General features: G+C 57.8%; 21 protein-coding genes and 2 pseudogenes. 15 read left to right on the top strand and 8 right to left on the bottom strand.

Annotated elements, in window-relative coordinates; genetic code table 11:
- Positions 1–6: 6 nt before the first annotated feature.
- Complete coding sequence (locus UCD39_RS03345) at positions 7–399, top strand: hypothetical protein (RefSeq protein ID WP_330494686.1); 393 nt, start codon at positions 7–9, stop codon at positions 397–399.
- Positions 400–513: 114 nt separating this feature from the next.
- A complete protein-coding gene (locus tag UCD39_RS03340) occupies positions 514–849 on the top strand; it encodes a hypothetical protein (RefSeq protein ID WP_330494685.1) in 336 nt (111 codons plus the stop codon).
- Here UCD39_RS03340 and UCD39_RS03335 read toward each other — a convergent pair.
- Positions 759–1397, bottom strand: a complete 639-nt coding sequence (locus UCD39_RS03335) for a hypothetical protein (protein ID WP_330494684.1) — start codon at positions 1395–1397, stop codon at positions 759–761. The genes UCD39_RS03340 and UCD39_RS03335 overlap by 91 nt on opposite strands.
- 555 nt (positions 1398–1952) lie before the next feature.
- Here UCD39_RS03335 and UCD39_RS03330 point away from each other — a divergent pair.
- The gene (locus UCD39_RS03330; RefSeq protein WP_330494683.1) at positions 1953–2312 is read left to right on the top strand and encodes a hypothetical protein; all 360 of its coding nucleotides are present in this window, start codon (positions 1953–1955) and stop codon (positions 2310–2312) included.
- Between the two features lie 44 nt (positions 2313–2356).
- On the opposite strand, the gene UCD39_RS03325 is transcribed toward UCD39_RS03330, so the two are convergent.
- Positions 2357–2830 carry a helix-turn-helix domain-containing protein gene (locus tag UCD39_RS03325; RefSeq protein ID WP_330494682.1) on the bottom strand — a complete coding sequence of 158 codons (474 nt, stop codon included), beginning with the start codon at positions 2828–2830 and terminating at the stop codon, positions 2357–2359.
- 126 nt (positions 2831–2956) lie between these two features.
- Here UCD39_RS03325 and UCD39_RS03320 point away from each other — a divergent pair, with 126 nt between their 5' ends.
- Positions 2957–3373, top strand: a complete 417-nt coding sequence (locus UCD39_RS03320; protein ID WP_330494681.1) for a hypothetical protein — start codon at positions 2957–2959, stop codon at positions 3371–3373.
- 45 nt (positions 3374–3418) lie between these two features.
- The gene (locus UCD39_RS03315) at positions 3419–3901 is read left to right on the top strand and encodes a hypothetical protein (RefSeq protein WP_145616825.1); all 483 of its coding nucleotides are present in this window, start codon (positions 3419–3421) and stop codon (positions 3899–3901) included.
- A 1252-nt stretch (positions 3902–5153) separates the two neighbouring features.
- Here the strand turns inward: UCD39_RS03315 and UCD39_RS03310 are convergent.
- On the bottom strand, positions 5154–5840 hold the full coding sequence (locus UCD39_RS03310) for a hypothetical protein (RefSeq protein WP_330494680.1): 687 nt from the start codon (positions 5838–5840) through the stop codon (positions 5154–5156).
- Positions 5841–5862: 22 nt separating this feature from the next.
- Positions 5863–6114, bottom strand: coding sequence for a hypothetical protein (locus UCD39_RS03305; RefSeq protein ID WP_330494679.1), 252 nt, complete (start codon positions 6112–6114; stop codon positions 5863–5865).
- A gap of 203 nt (positions 6115–6317) precedes the next feature.
- Here UCD39_RS03305 and UCD39_RS03300 point away from each other — a divergent pair, with 203 nt between their 5' ends.
- Positions 6318–7181: a hypothetical protein gene (locus UCD39_RS03300; RefSeq protein WP_330494678.1), complete on the top strand. Its 864-nt coding sequence runs from the start codon at positions 6318–6320 to the stop codon at positions 7179–7181.
- Positions 7182–7561: 380 nt separating this feature from the next.
- Here the strand turns inward: UCD39_RS03300 and UCD39_RS03295 are convergent.
- The 3 genes and pseudogenes from UCD39_RS03295 to UCD39_RS03285 all read right to left on the bottom strand — a co-directional run.
- Positions 7562–7738, bottom strand: a pseudogene (locus tag UCD39_RS03295) (IS5/IS1182 family transposase); the annotation flags it as partial.
- A 178-nt stretch (positions 7739–7916) separates the two neighbouring features.
- The gene (locus UCD39_RS03290; RefSeq protein WP_330494677.1) at positions 7917–9857 is read right to left on the bottom strand and encodes an ATP-binding protein; all 1941 of its coding nucleotides are present in this window, start codon (positions 9855–9857) and stop codon (positions 7917–7919) included.
- Positions 9858–10688: 831 nt separating this feature from the next.
- Positions 10689–10997 (bottom strand): annotated as a pseudogene (locus UCD39_RS03285) (helix-turn-helix domain-containing protein); the annotation flags it as partial.
- Positions 10998–11162: 165 nt separating this feature from the next.
- Between UCD39_RS03285 and UCD39_RS03280 the strand changes: the two are divergent.
- The 7 genes from UCD39_RS03280 to UCD39_RS03250 all read left to right on the top strand — a co-directional run bounded on the left by UCD39_RS03280 (position 11163) and on the right by UCD39_RS03250 (position 18338).
- On the top strand, positions 11163–12470 hold the full coding sequence (locus UCD39_RS03280) for an exonuclease SbcCD subunit D (RefSeq protein ID WP_330494676.1): 1308 nt from the start codon (positions 11163–11165) through the stop codon (positions 12468–12470).
- The gene (locus UCD39_RS03275) at positions 12389–16129 is read left to right on the top strand and encodes an AAA family ATPase (protein WP_330494675.1); all 3741 of its coding nucleotides are present in this window, start codon (positions 12389–12391) and stop codon (positions 16127–16129) included. The genes UCD39_RS03280 and UCD39_RS03275 overlap by 82 nt, the downstream gene beginning before the upstream one ends.
- Positions 16126–16299, top strand: coding sequence for a hypothetical protein (locus UCD39_RS03270; RefSeq protein ID WP_330494674.1), 174 nt, complete (start codon positions 16126–16128; stop codon positions 16297–16299). The genes UCD39_RS03275 and UCD39_RS03270 overlap by 4 nt, the downstream gene beginning before the upstream one ends.
- Positions 16300–16445: 146 nt before the next feature.
- Positions 16446–16871: a hypothetical protein gene (locus UCD39_RS03265; protein ID WP_330494673.1), complete on the top strand. Its 426-nt coding sequence runs from the start codon at positions 16446–16448 to the stop codon at positions 16869–16871.
- Between the two features lie 24 nt (positions 16872–16895).
- On the top strand, positions 16896–17741 hold the full coding sequence (locus UCD39_RS03260; RefSeq protein WP_330494672.1) for a hypothetical protein: 846 nt from the start codon (positions 16896–16898) through the stop codon (positions 17739–17741).
- A 75-nt stretch (positions 17742–17816) separates the two neighbouring features.
- On the top strand, positions 17817–18110 hold the full coding sequence (locus UCD39_RS03255; RefSeq protein ID WP_330494671.1) for a hypothetical protein: 294 nt from the start codon (positions 17817–17819) through the stop codon (positions 18108–18110).
- A 15-nt stretch (positions 18111–18125) separates the two neighbouring features.
- On the top strand, positions 18126–18338 hold the full coding sequence (locus UCD39_RS03250; protein ID WP_330494670.1) for a hypothetical protein: 213 nt from the start codon (positions 18126–18128) through the stop codon (positions 18336–18338).
- Positions 18339–18348: 10 nt separating this feature from the next.
- Here the strand turns inward: UCD39_RS03250 and UCD39_RS03245 are convergent, their stop codons facing one another.
- Positions 18349–18957 carry a hypothetical protein gene (locus UCD39_RS03245; RefSeq protein ID WP_330494669.1) on the bottom strand — a complete coding sequence of 203 codons (609 nt, stop codon included), beginning with the start codon at positions 18955–18957 and terminating at the stop codon, positions 18349–18351.
- A gap of 174 nt (positions 18958–19131) precedes the next feature.
- Here UCD39_RS03245 and UCD39_RS03240 point away from each other — a divergent pair, with 174 nt between their 5' ends.
- On the top strand, positions 19132–19326 hold the full coding sequence (locus tag UCD39_RS03240) for a hypothetical protein (RefSeq protein WP_330494668.1): 195 nt from the start codon (positions 19132–19134) through the stop codon (positions 19324–19326).
- Positions 19327–19468: 142 nt separating this feature from the next.
- Positions 19469–19948, top strand: coding sequence for a toll/interleukin-1 receptor domain-containing protein (locus tag UCD39_RS03235; protein WP_330495480.1), 480 nt, complete (start codon positions 19469–19471; stop codon positions 19946–19948).
- The last annotated feature ends 8 nt before the right edge of the window (positions 19949–19956 follow it).

Genomic DNA, 19956 nt, shown 5'->3' with positions numbered 1-19956 from the left:
GCCGCCATGAAACTGCAAGCCGCTGCATTGCTCACATTGACCCTGATTGTTGGGGCGGGGGTGGCCGACCGGGCCCTGGCTTGGCCGCCCGACCTGCTGCCTGCGGATGCCTTGCCCCTGAAGGCCGCGCTCCGCGCTGATCCGCCACCCCTGCCGCGCCCGCCGGTTGCTGCTGTCCCGCAGGCGGCGCCGGAGGACGGGATGAACCCTGATGGCCCGGGGTTGCGGGTGGCGCCGGCCAGTTGCTCGCGCTGGACAGACGGTGACGTCGGCGCGTCGCTTGGCGGGCAACTGGCTTCTGCCCCTTTGGATGCGTTTGATCAGCATCGCGGGCACGCCGTCGTTTCCTGGTGGCCGCGGGCGGCTCTGACTTCCGGATCTCGGTTGGCGCCATTCTGATAAGACCTATGACCTTGGTTCGCCCTTGTGGGGCCGCCTTTTGGCGGGCTTGGCGTTTCACCGCGCCATCGGGACAGTGCGTGGGTTGCCCTGTTCCCCCTCCGGGAGGCCAAAGTGGACCAATCCGTAGTGCAGACCCTGTTCCCGCCCGCGATCCAGGCGCGTCGCCGGCGCTGGCTCAAGCCTTTGCTTTTAGGGACGGCCATCATGGGCGCCGGGCTGTTGCTCAGCGCCTGTGCCACCCAGCCGCCGCCCATGACTGGGCGCGAATTGCCGGGCTTTCTCTATGGTCTCCTGCACGGGCTCATCGCGCCCTTCAGCTTTCTGTACAGCTTGGTTTCCGATACCCGTGTCTACGCCTATCCCAACCCGGGCCGCTGGTACGATTTCGGTTTTCTGCTCGGGGTCAGCGCCTGGGGCAGCGGCGGCACCACGGTGGTGCGCCGCTGACTCCCTCCTGGGCAGGTCTTAGGGCGATGGCGCCCCGATCGGGCTGTTGGCCGGATAGCGGGGGGCAGGGCGCGGATAAGCACATCCGTCCCCGGTGTTGGGCTGAAGGGCGGTACCAGGGCCAGACCGCGCTCCAGCGTCCAGAGTGCCGCCTCGCGGCTATCGCCCGCCTCCTCCGCCAGGCCGGCCTGGGCCAGCACGTCCGCCTGCTTCAATAGGCTGGCCGCCGCTTGCATGCGGACGCGCAAGGTGGCGGCCGGGCGCAAGTCCGCCTCGCGGATTTGGCCGTGCGCTTCCAGCGCGGCTTCCAGCTGTCCCATTCCCTCCAGCGCCTGCTCCAGCGACGGCACCGCCGTCTCCGCCAGCTCATTCAAGGCGGCTTGCCCATGCCTTTGGTCCAGGCGCCGGCTGGCCAGACGGACGCTCAGCGCTGCCTGCGCCACCAGGCGGGCCACGACCGGGACTTGCGCGGCCAAGGCAGGTGGGGCCGAGGGGCGCGAGGAGAGGGGGGCGAGGGGAATGGGCGGCGCGGATGTCGCGGAAGGCATGGGGGCGGGCTCCGTCATTGGCTTTTGAAAGGGAACCCCGGGGCGGTGGCCGCCGATCGGCGCCTGCCCGCCCCGGGGAAGGGGCGACCCACCCGGGGAGGGGCGGGGGCAGGTCGCCGTCGCCGGGCGGCGCCGATGGGGAAGGCGCCGGCCGGTGAAGATTACCCTGCCGGGAGAAAAATACTCCGTCAAGCGAAATCGGAGATAAATCCCCCTTTCGGAAAAATCTCCCATCTCTGCCCTTGGCGCCACCGCTTGACCGTTCTTCGCTAAAATGAGAACGTAAAGAGAACATACGGCGGGGTGTCGTGGGGCGCTTCGCGTCCAAGGGTGCACGTTAATCGGGAGTTAAAGTCTAAAATTATCGACATCGTATGCGTTGCGTTCACGCTCTGGCTTGGCTCCCCAGCCGGGAAACAGGCCGGAGCTGAGTGCGGCTGCATCAGGGAACGGCGCTCCGGGATTAGGACCGGCGCCATTGCGGGATAGAGGAGTGGAATGTCGGGTCGCGTGTCGCAACGGCGCTTGCCCCTGGCCGGGGAGGTTCATTCCGGCATGCCCGAAGTTTCGCCCGTCGGGCGACGCTTGCGGGTGATGGTGGGCGGCCTGCCGGTGGTGGCGGCGGTCAGTGACACCTGGCCTTGGACGTTGTTGTCATTGGCCCGGCATCGGCAGGTCGACATGCTGCCCTCCCTCCATCGGGTGGCGGGGGGTGTGGCCATCGCCGCCGACGCCTGGGTGGCGCTGGAAACGTCCCCAGCCCCCGTCGACGGACCCGCCGGTTTGCGTGTGCGCCTCTATCTGGTGGATGCCTTGCCAGCCGACTCCGTGGCGATGGCGGATGCCGCCCCCGATCCAACGGACATGGTGCTCAGCCGCGACTTGGCGGCCAGCCTGGGGTGGGTGTCATGTTGATCCGTTTTTTCGCAAAGGCTTGCAAAGACGGCGCCACCGGTGCGTCAGCGCTGGGCGATCTCGCGTTCTATCTTCAGCTTTTCCAGGTCCAGTTGGAACAGACGCACAAGCTGGGCGGCCAAGTCCAGGTCGCCCTGGCGATAGGCGGCGCGCACCTTGTCCAGCACCGCGTCCAAAACGGCATGCTCCGGCAATGGCGGCGGTTCATGCCCGGCATAGGGTACGGAGGGTGGGGCGCTGAGATGACCGGCCTCGGTACCCGAGTCGCCACTCAATCGGCTCTCCCCGATCAGATCCTCGATTCGGCAGCCCAGGCCCCGCGCGATCTTATAGATGGTGTCCGCCCGGGGGGAGGCGGACTTGCCGTACATGATGCCTTTGATGGTGCCTTCGTTCAGGCCGGCCACCCGTTCGAACTCCGCATACCCAAGGCCCAGCGCCGCCAGGCGACGGCCCAGCCGCTCAGCCAGCGGGCTGGGCGCGGGGGTGTTTGGAGGGGCTTTGGCGGGAGAGGTCATGTGGGGAAATTTACCCTGGAACGGACGCGGCGTCGTGGGAGAATTATACCCTAGCTTGTGGGGGATTTTTATCCTATCCTTGGCGGTATGACCAGGGGCTAACATCCCTTTTCATAGAAATCCAGATTGATCAAGGAAAGGCAGACTGGTTGCAGATTGCGTCAACAAATTCGCGTGCGAGAAAATATTGATCTATTTCCAGTAAGTTATCAAGAATCTCCAGGTTTCCGACCCGAGTTCGGCATCGGGTTGCGCAAGGGACAGCTGCCCGCCGGTTCCGGGGAAGGCCAGGGCATGCCCGGCCGGACGAAGGGGACGTCCATCATCGCACCTCGGGTCTTTGTGCCGGAGAAATTTATGTCCGAATTCGAGGTCGGCGGCCGATACATCGTGTTTGGGACCTGGAAGGCTAACCAGAATGCTTGGACCTCGAAGGATGGGAAGTCATCCATCCTGTTTCGAAACTTAAAAATGATAGCGTATCAGAAGGCCCAATTCTGTCGTATCGATTTGCCAGTTGAAGGTGAGGACGAGGAAGTTTAAATGCGGGGTGAATGCAATCCATTACCCAACGATTAAGGGCCTTATATGTCTGACGTGATCCAATTTTTCCTCAAGATGGCCGCTGGCTTCGACGAGAGGGCCGTTGAGCCCCCGTATCTCGTTCAATTTGGTATCGAGCGAGCAAGACTTTCTGATGCTCGCAAAAAGGCTGAAGGACTAGTCACCCAGCTGTATAAGCATCGGAATTTCAAGAATGGTTCCCATGCAGCTCAATTCTCGATCGCGGATGCAGTCCTGGCCAATGGGCACACGGACCAACGTATTCAGCAGATGCTCGCCCTGCTGATTGTCCACCTCGCCACGGACTCCCAGCAGAAGCTGGACACCATCGCTGCTGGGGCCGACAAAGTTGGGTACGTCATGTCGCTGTCTGACGATTCTCTGCGGGCCATGGAGCAGACCGACGGAACGGACGAAGATTTTGAGAGTGTCGCCAGTGGAATGCTGGCTGAGGGTAACTCGCCCTTCAAATTCAAATTTGTCGCTCTGTCATCAGCCATTTCGTGATTGGCGAGCCGCTGTCCCACGGTGCCTTCAGATTGTACAGAGACGGTTATCCCCTGACAGTCGCCCCATCTGGTGAGGTTATCAGGCGGCGGGTTTGAGGTTTGCTTCGGGCGCCTCCTGCTTTGGCCGGTTCCGGGAAGCAGAGGGCAGCTCGTGGAACTTGAAAGGGCACCCAGGCAGCGTGTTGGGGGGGGTGCCTATTCAGTGTGCCCGTTCCGGCGGCCAGGCGATCATCACCCAGCCGCCGAATTGGGCGGCCAGTCATATCAAATGGCAAGAGATCACCCCATGCCGAGAGCGGAGCCTATACAGCGGACGGATAGGGTGATTTGTGGCCGCTAGCAAGGCTTCTCTGCTAACTTCGATCAGGCCTTCACGGCTTGGCAGGACCGGCCATTTAACGCCCTATTGCCGCTTCCGTGCTTTCGTATCGAAAGGCCGTAAGGCATTTCATGAAACCAGAATGACTACTTAGCCTAAGATGCGTTACCCACCCCCAGCAGCCCGCAAAAACTGAGGCGATGGAGGTGGATAACGCTGTGGAGATGGCTTTCCAAAGCAGGGGCTCTCAGTGGCGACCTTTAATGCTGAAGTCGCCATTTTCTCCCGAAGAATCTGATTAAGTGCTAGGGACGCAATTCGGAGACAGCATTCGGTACATGACGATTCCATGGATAAATGTCGAAATCCACATACCGACGCTGAATCACATCTCTGTGAGGGAAGTTTGGTTCATTATAATGCAGTCTTACACGACCGGAGGGTATTCTCTCCCACGAGAGAAAATTACTTTTACTAACTGAAACAAGAGGTTCTCCGCTCGTGCCTAAAATAAAGAAGACTCTATTGTGCAGCATGCTTGGTCTCCTGGATAAGATTTCATCCGCTGAGGAAAATTGCCGGTTAACACCAGCGCCGATTAGGAAAAATCGACGGAATGAAAACTTCAGCTCAAGCAGCATAAAAAACAGCGAAGCCATAAATCCGCTTCACCCACTATGGGTAGTATCATGGGGCGTGTTTATTCAAATATCAAGTCTATATGTTGACAGACTCTGGCCGAATGAACCGATGCCTCAACTCGGAATCTCGGCTTGTAAAATTAAACCCTGGGATATCAAAGACCTCGCCTCACATAGGTCCTCAACTTACTCCCCGAGGTCACCGGCAACCCTTTGGCGCAGGTACAGTAGCTGTTTCTGCGCCGAGGATCGCCAACGACGCTATCAGCGACCTCTCCACCGTGCGGGGGTCAGAATCCTTTCGCGCCCTTCTGCCTATCAATTGCGGCCTTGTCCTTCTTGATTTTGGCCTCAACGGTCGGATTGATGAACTCAATTCGCGACATGTGCATATCCAGGTAGTAGAGCGACAATCTAAGAGTTCCCTGAGGAAAATTCCAGTCACACTGCCTATTGTTAAAAATTAGACCGTATCCGCCATACGTATTTACGTATTCGTCCCGATTTGGCTTTCCATACTTTCCTTCCATCATGTTTCTAATCGTTTCAAATTTTACGATGCTAAATCCGACATCGATGGAAGCTAATTTACCGTCATAATAATCATAATTAATGCGATCTATTTCAACGTCGCCAATGTTATATGATCCGAGAGAGCTTCTTGGATTTACGGCTTCCCGTTTCTCAGGGCATGCCAAGTAGCCGGATACTACCTCATCATGACAGCCTCTGATCCCGTAAGGGTCTTTGTTTCGCCAATCGGGAAATGACAACTCAATCGGCTCTCCCAGCGTATGGCCTCGGAATTCGAAGGTCTTGGCCATGGCGCCGTGGGTAAGCGCCAGGCCCGCGGCAAGAATTCCGATCCGGAGCACATTCTGAATTGACATGGTTGTCCTGAATTTCATCGCGGAATCGAGATAGGCGCCGCTGGGCATATGGCAGGCTGCCTCCTCAAGTGGGGTGTTGTCGATCAACGGCTTCAGGTGAGCGAAGCCGTCAGTGCCCTTCAGCCTGACGGTTACCGGCGGCTTCGGCGGCCTTCTGGCACATATAGAAGCCGTCCTTGGTGGTGCCGTAGTACCGGCTGCCGGGCAGGTGATAGACGCCGGAGTTGGGGTTGACCCACACAACAGGCGACTTGCAGACCTTGGCGGCGGCGGCTGGGTCGGCGTAGTGCTTGCCTTCAGCCAGGGCGGTCGGTGACGCGAGCAGAACGGCGGCGAAAAAGGCGGCAACGAGACGGCGCATTGCGAGAAATCCTTGCGGCAGAGAAATCCTTGCGGGATTGTAGGCATTGCACGGGATGCGGGCAAGAATCCTTAAATTGCTCCCCGGATGGGCGGTTGTTTCCTGCTCATGCATCGAGGAAGCCGCGTGGCTCTGAGGCATCTCCTTTTCCGGCAATGAGTGTCTGACCGCTCCTGTCCTTCCATTAAGTATCGGGGAATCCGATGACGTATTGCTTCGCATTTATTGACCCTGGTTCAGGGATTGGATTCGTTACAGACCGTAGAGTTGTAACGATGACCAAATTTGGCGACATTTCGGTAGTGACTGAGGATGCTATTAAGGTTGTTGCTATAAATAATAGAGCAATTGTGGCCGTCGCAGGCGATGTTAATTTGCTCTCCGCTCTTACATTCGATTTGGACATTATATTAATGGCACTGAATCCGAAGAATTGGCATGAAGTATTTAAAAAAGAAATGAGGAAACGATATCAGAATCTCATGACGTTCAACCCGGAATTGAGGGGGTGTACAGCGCAGATAATATTTGCAATGGCGCGAACTTCTAAATCCAAGAAAGTATTTAATTTATTAAGAATGGAATTTGGATTTCGGAACAACTCTTGTCATATAGGTGTTGGAGCTGGCTGCACATACGCAGCAATTGGTACGAGCCCTCAAATCCGGAAGAGATTAAATGATGCGGCAATTTATAACTTAAACGACCTTTACGAAAAAAGAATAACCGTTCGATCACTTACGCAGGAAGAGTGGCACGGGATAAAGAACCTGAACGAGATGCGAAATGCATCTGACGAGCCGCCCATAGATTCTTACATGATAGATAGCACAGGTGGACGGCCATTCCCCCACGTCATGAATGAAATATCAAGAGGAATGAATCGTGCAGCTCTGAATTTAAACAGCACGCTAATGTTGGCCATGGCTGCCAGTAAAGCAATTGGAATGGAGAACATGGCAATTAAAGAAGAGGGGGCTGAATACGGGGAACTGGTAGGCGATTCTTGGCAAATTTCGACTTTGAGGATTCCAGAGGGCTTTAAAATTGGCGATACGGCGGGCTAGTGCTCGACGCTACATCAAAACCCATTGTCTTGTTTATGCAGCTGCCACCTCGGTTGGCCACCATTCGCCGATAGAATCGCTAAATTGATCTTGCCGTTGACCACGGAACAAAAAAGAGAACAGCGTCGCCCGACGCTCAGTCCCCTGGAACGGTATGGAGGAGAGAATGACGCCATCGATGTCCTTGTTGGTCACCGCGTCCGAACCGGATTAAGTGTCCCTACTGGTGGCGGACCTGATCTACCTGTACGGCACGCGGATCCAGGTGACCGAACGCTTCACAGACCCAGCGGACGGCGGCATGGCTGCCCATTGCGCGTCCTTGGAAATCCGCCGCCCAGAGGCTGCCCACGTTCCATAAGCCAGTTCGGCCGCTTGCATCGGAGGGGATGCGGCGGCTGGCCTGGCCCGCCGCGATGGACCCCGCCCAGGCGTTGTTCCAGGAAGCCCCAGTTGATCTTGCCCGCCAGCACCACCAGGGGATGCTTCAGGTCGATGATCTGGTCCAGGGCTGGACGCACAAGGTCCTTCTGACGGGTGTCCCGAGGTCGCGACATGGTCTGTTCCCACCGCTGTTCACAGGGGGAATCGAATCACGAAACGGTCCAAATGGGGACCCCAAATCGCAAGAAAGCGGAGCCAAAGACCCCGCTATCTTGCAAATCCGATTATTGGGCCAGCGCTGAAATCACCCCCCCAATCAGAGCTTTAAGCGATCATTCACGGACGGCTAGGTCACAGATGCTGGCGTATCGCGTCAATCCATTCCCGGACTTCGTGCCGATCCGCACCATTTTCTTGATATGTGGCACGAATTCGAATTTCGTCGGCGGTCATGTGTCTCATAATATGAGCGCATATGATTCTTTTACAAGCGGTCGCGCTCGTCTTGGTAATACATGTTCCATTGTGTTCGGTCGGCCGGTAGGAAAAGCCCGTTACTCTCGCATTTTCTCTTGCTCTGGTAAGATGTATAGAAAATTCATCCGCCATCTTTATATAATCGATGTCGATGTCAGCGGGTAGGTTCAAGAGATTGTTGGTGAGGCGAGGTATGACATCAGGATGTAAATAGTTATCCATGCTCCGTTTCCTGGTAAGGAAAGGCCAAACATTTCGCCTGTTTTGCATGTCACGGAGCCACTGTTCTTTGTTTGCCGCAATTGGCAACGCCGCGTTTGTGCGGTCCGAATCTTGGATCATCACCTGGGGAACATTCAGCTTGTCGAGGTAACGACGCTCCACCCAATCACTCAACGTGTTATCGCCCCCACCAATTGTCCAGAAGACCGGCCCTTCATCGAACGCGTCGATTTCCCCGGCTTCCACCAGCACCTGGATCATTGAACGAAGGGCATCAATGTCCGTTTTTCCTTCCACCAGCACGGCGACCTTGATGCCGGGTTTGATCAATGGATCTGGTAGGACGCCTAGCGCGTCAGCGATTTCCTGATAGAGCGCCTCGCTTCCTGCTCCGTCACGCACCCGTACAGCACCGCTCACAGGGTCGCGATCGACATAGCGGAGACTGTCGACGGGAATAAGAGCGGCTAGGGCTGGGACGTGTGTCGTCACAATGACCTGATCGCCCGTATCCGCGAGTTCACGAAGCGCTTTGATAATCCGCTCTTGGTTGTCCGGGTGCTGGGAGGTTTCCGGTTCCTCAATGGCGTAAACAACCTTGCGGCGGAGACCATTGCCGGTTTCAGCTTCCGTCCTACGCTTTTCCGCTTCTGCCTGAAAGAAGCTCAACAATACGAGGCGTCTTACTCCAGAACCGCGCTTATTCAGCGGGATACCATCATCTGCCTCAAGGTCAAGCTTGAAGATAGTTTTCCAAGATGGCCGTTTAAATTTCGGCTCAAGAGTAGAGGCAATTTCAGGATAAAATTCTTGTAGCTTCTGTAGTGTTCTTTTAGCTGTTTCTTGGGCCTTTAATTGTACCTCGGCGGAAATCCGATCCAATTCCGCAGCTTGTTCTTCAAGTGCCTGTTCAATTGCTATCTTCATCGGATTTTGTACTTCTGGATCTTGGTCGCTGCTTGGGCGGTCTGATTGGAATAGCGCGAAGATAGGTATATAATTCTGAAGAGAAGCCCAAATCGCCTTACCATTTTCTTCGTTAAGCGGAACCGGACGGAGGCGTAGGTCTAGATCGCCGATATTTTGGTACAATGCTGAGCGCATGGATGGGTTTTCTGTCTGGCTACAATTATTTTGTAAGCCGCGCTCTCTGATTAGCGCACGAAGGTCCTTTTGGGACTTCTGCAAAATATCAGCCGCCACGGCTGAATTCGGATGTACAGCTATGGCTTGGATGCTGGGTCTAGGTGTCTGATTAGAGCAATTGAAGGTCTTGTGAATCTCTAAATCCCCATCGGCATTTAGGAGATATTCGGCACTTAGTGTGGTCAGTGCGTTAGAATCTAGAATAAATTGCTCCGGCAGTTCTGTGAAAACGATACCAATGATAACATTTTTAGGATCTCCGCCTTTATTAGCATCAGATTGTTCGATCTTCTTTACGCCTCCTTCGAAGAAAATGTCCAAGGCTTCAAGAATTGTCGATTTACCGGCATCGTTGCGACCGATGAACCCGGTGAGGTGGGTAAAAGGAATAATCGTGCGAGTTCTATAAGAGCGAAAATTTTCAAGGATGAGGGATTTGATGATCATAGCGTGTTCCCCCTGGGCTTTAATAGGGCGCGGGCTTGAGCCGCAATGCTAACGGTCCAATCGCTCAGATTGGAGGCTATCCCTGCTAGATGGTCGATTGTGGAAATTTAGGCAAGGGTATGCTCGCAAAAGTGATATACCACCGCCCACATCACGCATCTTTGGTCGCTCATAAGCAAGTTCAGCCGTCAGTGATCAACCTGTCTTCCGACAACAGATTGACTGCGGCTAGGTACGGAACTGCGGGAGTGAGGAGCCATTTCAGTTCAACCGCGCTTCCGTGTCAGACGGAGAAGGCAGCCAGAGTTATTTGAATATAGGCTCTTGACCAAAAATGGAGCTACCGACAGCATATGTAAGGATCTGAAGAAATTGATAAAATTTGAAATAACGGGGGTGCACATGACTGATCGTTGCCATCGCTGTGGGGATGTGATTGAAGGACGTGCTGTCCGTCGTAGAGTTAAAATTGGAAGCAGTGTGAGGGATGGAAAAACGGAGTCCCGATACGAAGACAGGTGGTTCGACCCGAGGTGCGCCAATATTTTGGCGAAAGAGGATATGTTCAAAGGTTTGCTGCTTTTGGTAGCTGCTGCGGTTGGTGCGGTGTATTTTCTTTATCTCAAGAAATAAATGCTGCACTGGCGGGGTGTGCAGAGATGGTTATCCCCTGACAGTCGCCTCCTCTGGTGAGGTTATCGGGCGGCGGGTTTGAGGTTGGCTTCGGGCGCCTCCTTCTTGTGGCTTGGGGATACCGTCGCGGAAGGCCTGGAGGGCGTGCGTCCCTTCATGCCGCGTCCCTGGTGGGGCCGCTTGGTATTGTAGACAACATGATACCTGGATGTTCCGCATCGCCAGTTCCTGGGCCACCCGCAGGGGGCCGTGGCAGGGATGGGTCAGGGCGTGATCCAGCACCGCCGTTTCCACCTCCGCCGACACGCGGTTGGGATTGGGGCCGCGCGGGTCGGGCAGACGGTCGATCAGGCCGTCCGCGCCAAAGGTTTGGTAGTTCCTTCTGATCTCGTAGAATTGCTATCGGCTGTAGCCCATCACCTTGCAGGCTTTGCTGACGTTGCCGAGGTCAGACGCAAGTTCAAGCAGGCTAAGCTTACGGCGTGCTACCTTATGTGCCGTGGTCATGTCGCTGCCCGGTTCCAGGGTTGATGTTGCTCGCAACTCCATCAAACCCCACCATAGGTGGCATGGCCACATCGGCCCCCGCGCAGGGGCCAGTGTGGCCGGTACTGTCAGGTCATCACTCTCAGCACAGTTTGGGTATCCAGGTGGAACAGGGCAGACTGCACCTTGCGTATTCTACACACCGCCGACTGGCATATCGGGCAGACGCTGAACGGCTGGACCCGCGAGGTCGAGCACCAGGCGTTCCTGGCCCACCTGGCCGATGTCATCGAAGAAGAAGCGGTCGATGCGCTGGTCATCGCCGGGGACGTGTTCGACGGCATCAATCCCTCTGGTGACGCCCAGCGCATGCTGTACTCAGCTTTGGCCAAGTTCAGGCAGCGGCGCCCTCATCTGACGACGGTGATGGTCGCGGGGAACCACGATCCGGCCGCTCGATTGGAAGCGCCCGATGCGGTGCTTCAGGTAGTCGGCGTGCATGCTCTGGGCACCTTGCGCTGGAAGGATGGCCAGGTCGATATGGACCGCCACCTCATCCCGGTCGCCGATTCCGATGGGCAGGTGCGGGCGATGGTGTTGGCCATCCCCTTTCTGCGCGCCGCCGATCTGCCCGGCCTCACGCTTGGCGCTGAAGCCACCACAGGTTCCCCCGTGGTCGCGGCGACCCGGGCGTTCCATCAGCAACTTGCTGCCCAGGCGCAGGCCCGCGCGGGCGGACTACCGATCATTGCCACTGGCCACCTCCACTGTGCCGGTGGAACCGAATCCGAGGGTGTGGAGCGGCGCATCCTGATCGGCGGTGAACACGCGGTGCCCCCTGAGATCTATGACCCCGCATTCGCTTACGTGGCCCTCGGCCACCTTCACCGACCGCAGAACCTTGGTGGCGGGCGGGTGAGATATTCCGGTTCGCCCTTCCCCCTGTCGGCGGCGGAGATCGGCTACGACCATGGCGTCACCTTGGTCGACATCCGGGAAGATGGGGTGACTGCTACTCACCGCCCGCTTCCACGTCCCATCCCATGCCTGCAATTGCCGGAGCGGGGTGGAATGAGCGTTGGGGACCTGGATGCGGTCCTGACGGCGCTAAACCTCGATGTATCGGCTCCACGGGATCGGCATCCCTTCGTCTGGCTCAGGTTCCTGGCAGACCGTCCCGTGCCCAACCTGTTGGCTGAAATCGAGACGGTGCTGGAACGCCATGCCGTTCGGCGGGCGGGCGTCAGGATTGAGCAGGCGGTCCGCGCTGCATCGGAAACTGCCCCGCCGGTGTCTTTGGCCGAAACCTCCCCCGAGGAGCTGTTCGTGAGCGTGTTCCAGGACATGCACGGGATGCCACCAGATGCCCGCCACCTCGCGGCTTTTCGCGACGCCCAGGTGGGGGATAGGCGATGCGGATCCTCGCCATCAGGGGCCAGAACATCGCCAGCCTGGCCGACAAGTTCGAGATCGATTTCACGGCGGAGCCACTGAAGTCGGCGGGCCTGTTCGCCATCACGGGTGAAACGGGTGCTGGCAAGTCGTCCATCCTGGACGCCCTTTGTCTCGCGCTCTATGGGGATTGTCCGCGCTTTGGCCTGACGGGTGGCAATGAGGATGTGCCCGACGCCAGTGGCGAATCGATTAAGGCTCGCGACGCACGTGGTGTCCTGCGCCGAGGGGCGTCACAGGGCCATGCGACGGTGGACTTTGTCGGGCTCGACGATGAAGCCTATCGCGCAACCTGGACAGCCCGACGAGCGCGCGGGCGGGCAGCCGGGCGTCTACAGAGCATCGAGCGCAGTGTTCAGCGCCTGTCCGATGGCCAGGTGCTGGATAGCCAGATCAAGGCGGTCGAAACCAGGATCCTTGCGCTGACGGGGCTCACATACGACGAGTTCCGCCGTACGGTGCTGCTGGCCCAGGGTGACTTCGACGCCTTCCTCCGAGCTGACACCAAGGATCGTGGTGCCCTGCTTGAGAAAGTGACGGGCACGGAGATCTACCGCGACATATCGATTCGCGTTTTCGAGCGATACAGCAAGGCGAAGGCTGATCACGACCTGCTGGTAGCCCGCCGGGCTGAGCACCAGCTTCCCTCTGAAGAGGAACGCGCTGCCCTCGACGACGAAGAGAAGACCCTCCTGGCGGCCATCGTGGCGGCGCGAACCGGGCGTCAGATCCTTGAAGCGGACGTTGCTCGTCATCGTGCCCTGGGTGAGGCTCAACGCCGCCACGGGGAGGCTGTTCGGGTCGCGGCCGATGCGGACGCCGCGCTTGTGGAGGCGGCGGAAGATCGTGCCGACCTGGAACGGATTGACCAGGTTGAACCACTTCGTCTCCCGTGGGCCCGCGCCAGGACGGCATCAGCCAGTGTGACCAAGGCAGAGGGAGAGGTTTCGCGAGCGCAGATCACCCTGGAGCAGGTTGCCCAGCAGGCTGTTGCCCGCCGACAAGAGCAGGACATCGCGCAGGCCGCCGTGGATGAGGCCGAGCGGGTCTTCAAGGAGTTCGGGCCCATCTGGTCCAAGGCTGCGGACCTTGACAGCCGTATCGTCCGCGCCGACCAGGAGGCCTCCCAAGCCGCCATGGCAACGGCAGCAGCGGTGGACGAGCATTCACAGGCTCTGGTGCAGTTACGCGAGCTGGATGCCGAAAGGGCCCAAGCCCAGGCCCGGCGACAAGATGCCCAGGCTATTCTGGAGGCGCGGCCCCAGGCGGCTGTGCTGGTTCGGAATTGGAACCAGATCACCCAGGCCTTCGATGACCGGCACACGGCCCGCCGGAGCGCCCTTAAAGCTCGCCAGCAGGCTGGTGTGGTTGATGCCGAGGTGCAGGAGCTGCGGGCGGCGCTTGGCGAGTTGGAGAAGCAGGATGTTGCTGACCAGGCGGCGCGGTCCGAGTTGAATCGCGGCATCCTGGACCATCAGGATCGGCTCGTCCGGCTGGCGCCCGAGGTCACTGCGCGCCGGGTGGAAGCCTTGGGCGACCAACTGACTGTTTTGGGCGACCTGAAGCGTGCGTCAGAGGATTATGACAGGGCTCAAGCGCAGGCCCGCACGGCTCAGACATCCCTCGCGGTAGCCGAGGCGGACAGAGATGCGGCAGCGAAGCAGGTCCAGGACGCAGAGCGGGGCATTGGAGAGGCCGAAGCAGAGGTCAAAGCGCTGATGGCGCCGACTGATCGTGCATTGGCTGCTGTCTCGGATAGCGCGCAGCATTTTAGGAAGGGATTGGTGCCAGGACAGCCTTGTCCGGTTTGTGGCGCCAAGGAGCATCCCATTCATGCCGACGCGGTATTGGCTGAGTTGGCTCGTGGCCTTCAGGCTGACCTTGATGCGGCTCGGGAACGTGCTGAGAAAGGTCGGCATCTCCTTACGAGGGCCCAGGGGAAGGTCGCGCAGGCGGAAGCCGCGGCCAAGCAGTTACGGACCAACATTCAAGAGGCCGGGGACAGGGCTGAAGCGGCCGAACGCCTTTACGTCGAGACCCTTCCCAAGGCGGAGCGATCTGACCTTCCCGCCGGACCGGCCGGTGCTGTGACCGCCATACTTGAGGTGGGCCGACAGCTTGCCGAGGAGCGGCGAACCCTACAGAGCCAACTTGGGCAGGCGGAAGAATTGCGTCAGGCAATCACCCGCCTGACCGCCGAGCGAGACCGGCTGACAGACGCGCTGGAACAGCGGCAGGGAACGCGGCAACGCCTTTCCGATGACGCGAACGCCAAAGGGCAGGCCCATGCGCTTCGTATGCAGGCTGCCGCCACGGCCGAGGAGCGTATCAAAGCCATCGATGCGGGCCTCGCCCCGGCGCTGGAGGCTGGGGATTTGACTCAGGCCGACCTGGAGATTGACGCGGACGAGGTACGTCGGGTTCTCGCCGACCTGGTGACCGAACGAGAAAATGCTGAGGCCGAGGTTCTTGCGGTGGACGCTGCCTTGGCTGGGCTCGCTCCTCGTATCAGCGGGATACAGGCGCGTGCTGACGAGCTGCTCATCGGCGCCGAAAAATTGAAGGCGGCGGCCGACGCGCGGGCGGCGGAACTGAACCAATTGCGGGATGAACGCGCGGGGCTTCTCGACGGTGAGGCCACTGATGTTCACCGGACTCGGATCAATGACGCCCGGACGGCGGCCATTGCCGCCAGGGATGAGGGGCAGCAGAAGGTCCAGGCTGCGGAGTCGGCGGTCGCCACGGCCAAGCAGGCGCTGTCGGGGGCGGCAACGGCTTTGGCCGAGTCTCAGGCTGAGCAGGCGGAGGCCGACGGCATTCTGGATGAGGCTCTGGTGAGCGTCGGGCTGACCGCTGAGGGGCTTTCCGAAATACTGTCCCGGCCGCGATCTGATGTGGATGCGCTGCGGACTCGTCTGACGGCACTGGCTGACCGGCGGACGAGTGCGCACGCGGCGCTTCGGGAGCGTCAGGGTGACCTGGCTACTGCGGAGGCCGCCGGTGTTCCGGAGGTGCCGCTGGAGGATCTGCAGCAGCAAATTTCCAGCATCGACAGCGAACAGTCTTCTCGGCTGGAGCGAGTTGGGGCCATTCGCGGGCAGATGCAGATGGATGCCCAGGCCAGGAAGAACCTGGCTGGGCTTGAGGCCGAAATCGCAGAGGCGCGGGCTACGTTCGATGTCTGGCAAGCGGTCAACAGTGCTGTGGGTTCCAAGAACGGTGACCGGTTCGTCCAGCACGCGCAGTCGATCACGTTGGACCTCCTGGTCGACCGGGCGAACCACCATCTCGCGGACTTGAAGCCCCGGTACCGACTGGTCCGTGCTGCGGGCCAAGACCTGGCCATGCATGTCGTGGATCGGGACATGGGGGACGAGGTTCGGTCGGTTCGCAGCTTGTCCGGCGGCGAGCGCTTCCTGGTTTCCCTGGCCTTGGCTTTGGCGCTGTCCCGGATGGGTGGACATGGTGGGCTGGCGGCCACGCTGTTCATCGACGAGGGCTTTGGGTCGCTGGACGCCGAGAGTTTGGACTTGGCTATCGATGCGCTGGAGGCGTTGCAGAGCCAGGGGCGCACCGTGGGTGTCATCAGCCACGTCGAGATGATGAAGGACCGGATCCCCGTGCAGGTGAATGTGACGCGGTCGGGTGGCGGCAAGAGCCGCGTGTCCATCAAGGGGACGAACTGGGCTGAAAGCGCATGACTGAAGCTGCCACGGTTGAACTGATCGAGCTGCTGCCGAACGGCTTAGTTTCGATCCTGAAGGCAAGGCAGGGCATCAATCTCATGAGCTTTGCCTTCGCCCGTGGGGAAGGCCTGCATCCTAAGAAATGTCATAGTTTTCGCTCCTCTTTGGGTTGGGTATATACGTAAGTATATATATCGATTGGCCTGCGCGACCTTGACTGCTCGTTTCGTTGGAGTAGTCTATGCAACTAATAAGGGATAAAGTGTGAGCATCTGGGCTTTTCTCCAATGCCGTGACACTAATAGTCTGCAATTTTCTCACGGAGAATATCATGTCTGACATAGTAGAAGTTGCTACGTCCGTTAGCGGTCTCCTAATTATGTGGATCGTCATGATCATATTTAATGTCGCGGTTTTAAAATTGTTAACCGGATCATGGGGTAAAATTGACGTTAGAGATATGGTCAGGGAAAAAAATCCGAAATTATCTTTGAATACCGTGCCTGTTATTCCAAATCAAGATGGCCAAACATCTGATAAATCGACAAATACGAGCTACAGTAGAGTTTCTGGCCTCGTTGGCGCTATCGTTCTTACTTGCTTCTTCTGGGCATTTGGGAACGTGATTATCTACAAATTCTTTGTTCACCCAACAGATATCGAAGTTGGGGTAAAGGGTGCCGCTGGGTTTTTGCTGGCTGGCTCCGCGCTTTTTGCTCCGTATGCTTTTAATCAACTGAGTAGCGCCTTCAAATAGTGGCGAAAATTGAGCGAGGAAAACATGTACGCCATTGGTGCTCGATGCGTGTGCGTTGTTGCTAGCATGGCAATACTCGGTGGGTGTGTTCGGTATTCCGCACCCGATATAATGTCAATTAATGCTGCAACTAGCGTATTTCCCGCCTTGAAGAAACCAGACGATGTTTCCGAATTGGCAAGGAAATATGCTTTTGTTTATGCGTCAAGGGCAGATGATGCCGCTGTCTCTGTTTCTATCATAGATTATGGAGTAATCGGTGCTGCGGGGGTCGCCGCAGGCGGTGCGCTGTTTAAATCCCACTCAGATCTTCTAAAGGGAGCTGGGTTGGCTGGCGGCATGTTAGCGGCATTCGATACCCAACTTGACCCGAAAGATAATGCGGCCCTGAATGCTGATGCGGCAGCCGCGATGGTGTGCGTCGCAGAGTTGGCAGATGAAGTAACAACTATGTATAAGGATGTGGATGGCACTGATAATGACGAATTTGAGACCCTAAAAAGTGCATTTGCGCAGCGGAGCGGAGATAGCGGGTTATCAGATGCCGTAAGTTTGCCTAGGGTTTCTGTTTATTCTTTAATAAATGTTATGATGGAAATCAATAAGGCATATACGGAGCAGGCGTTATCTCATCGAGTTCGCCCGGATTTCAAAAGTATTTCGGATGGAATTAAGCAGTCGTCGGAGGGCGTTTCCGCTGCTGTTGTCAATAGTAGCAGTGCAATTAACGGCCTCATGCTGACGAGAGCTAATGGCTTCACAGGTGTTATAGAAGAAGATCAGAATTATGATATCGCGAATTTCGTAAAATTCGCAGCTGAATTTCGGTCAAGAATTAAGGTATGTAAGTCAATTATGGGCTTGCAATGATATTTTGCACTATCTCTTATTTGGCTAGATAGTCGACTGCTCCAATACCATCTAAGTGATGGAGTGGTTGCAATTATGCGGAGCGAAGGGATGCACTGGCTCAGGCTGGTGATCGCCACTGTGTTGCTGGCGGTCGGACTGTTGTTCACCGGCGCCACGGCATCGGTGGCGGGTGCTGTGGCGCTCTTCCAGACGGCGCAGTCGGCAGCGGCTCATTGTCCGAAGGACGTGGTGGTGTGGGTGAACACCCATACCGGCGTCTTCCACTTCAAGGGGCAGCGTTGGTACGCGGCGACCAAGCAGGGAGCCTTTGTGTGTGAGGCCGAGGCCCTGCAAGGTGGCATGCGAGCGACGAGAAACGGTCAGTAGTGCCCGGGGGAGTGGATGGTCAATTCGATCAGCGGTCGCGACGTATGGTTGGCAGCCAATGTGCTGGTGAGGCAGCATGGAGTCGATGCCCCGATCTTTGCCGCCACGCGAGCTGATGAATGGCTGGCGGCGGGCGACATGGACCAGTACCTGTTGTCTAAACGCATCCTGCATGCCGTCGATCAGCTACTGCTCGCCACGGCACCGGAAGGCGGCCAGGTCATCTGAGGGGGACGCCTTAGGGGTGGGGCTTTGGGCGCCAAGGGCTATGGGCGCAGGTCGTCTCCCACATCACGGGCACGTCCCCGTCTGGCTTCCACATTTTTACCCAGAATCTCTCACGCGCGCTGGTTCTCTGCGGCGCGATGCCAAAATTGAACTCCTTGCCAACAAATGCCTCGGTGACTATGTCGTCGGTTAAAGGCTTCCCGGTATCTGGAACCTTGCGCATGCCATTATCATAATCGATTTCAGATATATCGGAGCCATTCACCCAAATAGGGTGCGAGTAAATGACGGAAGAGGCGACATCGATCACGTCACCTTTTTGCATTTCGTCCTGGCTATTGGGCATGACTTCTATTACGCGGACCTTTAGGTGGATTAACTCGGTTGGAATGCAGAATGTTGAGTTCGGGGGCATGGTCAATCGGCAGTCCTTGCTCCGAGCTTCAACAACCTCACCTCGGACCATCGATGACGCTCCGCAGACCAACTGCTCTCGCGAGGCGGGCGTTATTGCACCTGCCGACGAGCTGAACAGGCCTGCGATGGCTCCCAGAATGCCGATCCTCGATATCCGCCGTCTCATGGATTCTCCCATTCCATCCCCGGTGATGATGTCCATCGAATGAGCCTGTGTCTATCTGTCCGCTTCCCGGCGGTCGGGCTATGGGCCGTGAGACCGGCTTTACTGAACCACATTATCTGCGCGGGCGAGCTAGGCGTCGTTCCGTTGACATAAGAACAAAAGAAGAACAGTATCCCCGTGACGTTCCTGACATGCGGACCGGAGGAGAGAATGACGCCATCGATGTCCCTGCTGATCACCGCGTCCGAGCCGGACCAGGTGTCTCTGCTGCTGGCCGATCTGATCTATCTGTACGGCACGCGGATCGAAGTGACCGAACGCTTCACCGATCCCACGGATGGCGACGCTGTCACCCACTGCGCGTCGCTGGAAATCCGTCGCCCAGAGGCTGCCCACGCTCCATAAGGCAACTCGGCCGCCTGCATCGGAGGGGATGCAGGTGGCGTGGCCGTGGGCCAATGAATGATGAATCCATGTCCGGATCACCGCCGCCCAAGGAATGCGGCGGGTATCCCCTCTTTGTATCCGGAGGTCTGCCTTGGTTCGCGTGTTCATGTCATACTCCCATGCCGACGAGGCGCTGCGGGATCGCCTGGAGGTGCACCTGACGCCCCTGAAGCGTCGCGGTCTGGCGGTGTGGCACGACCGGCGGATGCTGCCGGGCGACGAAATTGATGAGGGGATCCAGCAGGCGATGGCGGCGGCTGACATCGCGCTGATGCTGGTCAGCCCGGATTTTCTGGCGTCGGCATATTGCCATGATATCGAGATGCAGCGGGCGGTCGACCGTCATCGTGCGGGTTTGTGCCGTGTTGTCCCGGTGATCCTGCGACCGTGTGACTGGCCTTCAACACCGTTGCGGCAGTTATTGGCGCTTCCCTGCGATGGGAAGCCGGTGACGCAGTGGGCGGACCAAGATCAGGCGTTTTATGAGGTGGCCGTGGCGGTCCGAAAGGCCGTCCTTGAGAGTCCCTTTTCCTTTTGCGGGAAAAGGGTTGACGGACAGATGTCGCCGCGTTGGGATTAGGCACCAGG

This window comes from Nitrospirillum karajorum, from assembly GCF_036348415.1.
GTDB lineage: Bacteria > Pseudomonadota > Alphaproteobacteria > Azospirillales > Azospirillaceae > Nitrospirillum > Nitrospirillum amazonense_B.
This window is presented reverse-complemented; position numbering and strand designations above follow the sequence as displayed.

Coding starts and splice junctions, on each gene's coding strand:
- UCD39_RS03345 (WP_330494686.1), top strand. CDS start 7: ATGAAACTGCAAGCCGCTGCATTGCTCACATTGACCCTGATTGTTGGG.
- UCD39_RS03335 (WP_330494684.1), bottom strand. CDS start 1,397: ATGCCTTCCGCGACATCCGCGCCGCCCATTCCCCTCGCCCCCCTCTCC.
- UCD39_RS03330 (WP_330494683.1), top strand. CDS start 1,953: ATGCCCGAAGTTTCGCCCGTCGGGCGACGCTTGCGGGTGATGGTGGGC.
- UCD39_RS03325 (WP_330494682.1), bottom strand. CDS start 2,830: ATGACCTCTCCCGCCAAAGCCCCTCCAAACACCCCCGCGCCCAGCCCG.
- UCD39_RS03315 (WP_145616825.1), top strand. CDS start 3,419: ATGTCTGACGTGATCCAATTTTTCCTCAAGATGGCCGCTGGCTTCGAC.
- UCD39_RS03305 (WP_330494679.1), bottom strand. CDS start 6,114: ATGCGCCGTCTCGTTGCCGCCTTTTTCGCCGCCGTTCTGCTCGCGTCA.
- UCD39_RS03300 (WP_330494678.1), top strand. CDS start 6,318: ATGACGTATTGCTTCGCATTTATTGACCCTGGTTCAGGGATTGGATTC.
- UCD39_RS03290 (WP_330494677.1), bottom strand. CDS start 9,857: ATGATCATCAAATCCCTCATCCTTGAAAATTTTCGCTCTTATAGAACT.
- UCD39_RS03275 (WP_330494675.1), top strand. CDS start 12,389: ATGCGGATCCTCGCCATCAGGGGCCAGAACATCGCCAGCCTGGCCGAC.
- UCD39_RS03270 (WP_330494674.1), top strand. CDS start 16,126: ATGACTGAAGCTGCCACGGTTGAACTGATCGAGCTGCTGCCGAACGGC.
- UCD39_RS03265 (WP_330494673.1), top strand. CDS start 16,446: ATGTCTGACATAGTAGAAGTTGCTACGTCCGTTAGCGGTCTCCTAATT.
- UCD39_RS03260 (WP_330494672.1), top strand. CDS start 16,896: ATGTACGCCATTGGTGCTCGATGCGTGTGCGTTGTTGCTAGCATGGCA.
- UCD39_RS03255 (WP_330494671.1), top strand. CDS start 17,817: ATGCGGAGCGAAGGGATGCACTGGCTCAGGCTGGTGATCGCCACTGTG.
- UCD39_RS03250 (WP_330494670.1), top strand. CDS start 18,126: ATGGTCAATTCGATCAGCGGTCGCGACGTATGGTTGGCAGCCAATGTG.
- UCD39_RS03245 (WP_330494669.1), bottom strand. CDS start 18,957: ATGGACATCATCACCGGGGATGGAATGGGAGAATCCATGAGACGGCGG.
- UCD39_RS03240 (WP_330494668.1), top strand. CDS start 19,132: ATGACGCCATCGATGTCCCTGCTGATCACCGCGTCCGAGCCGGACCAG.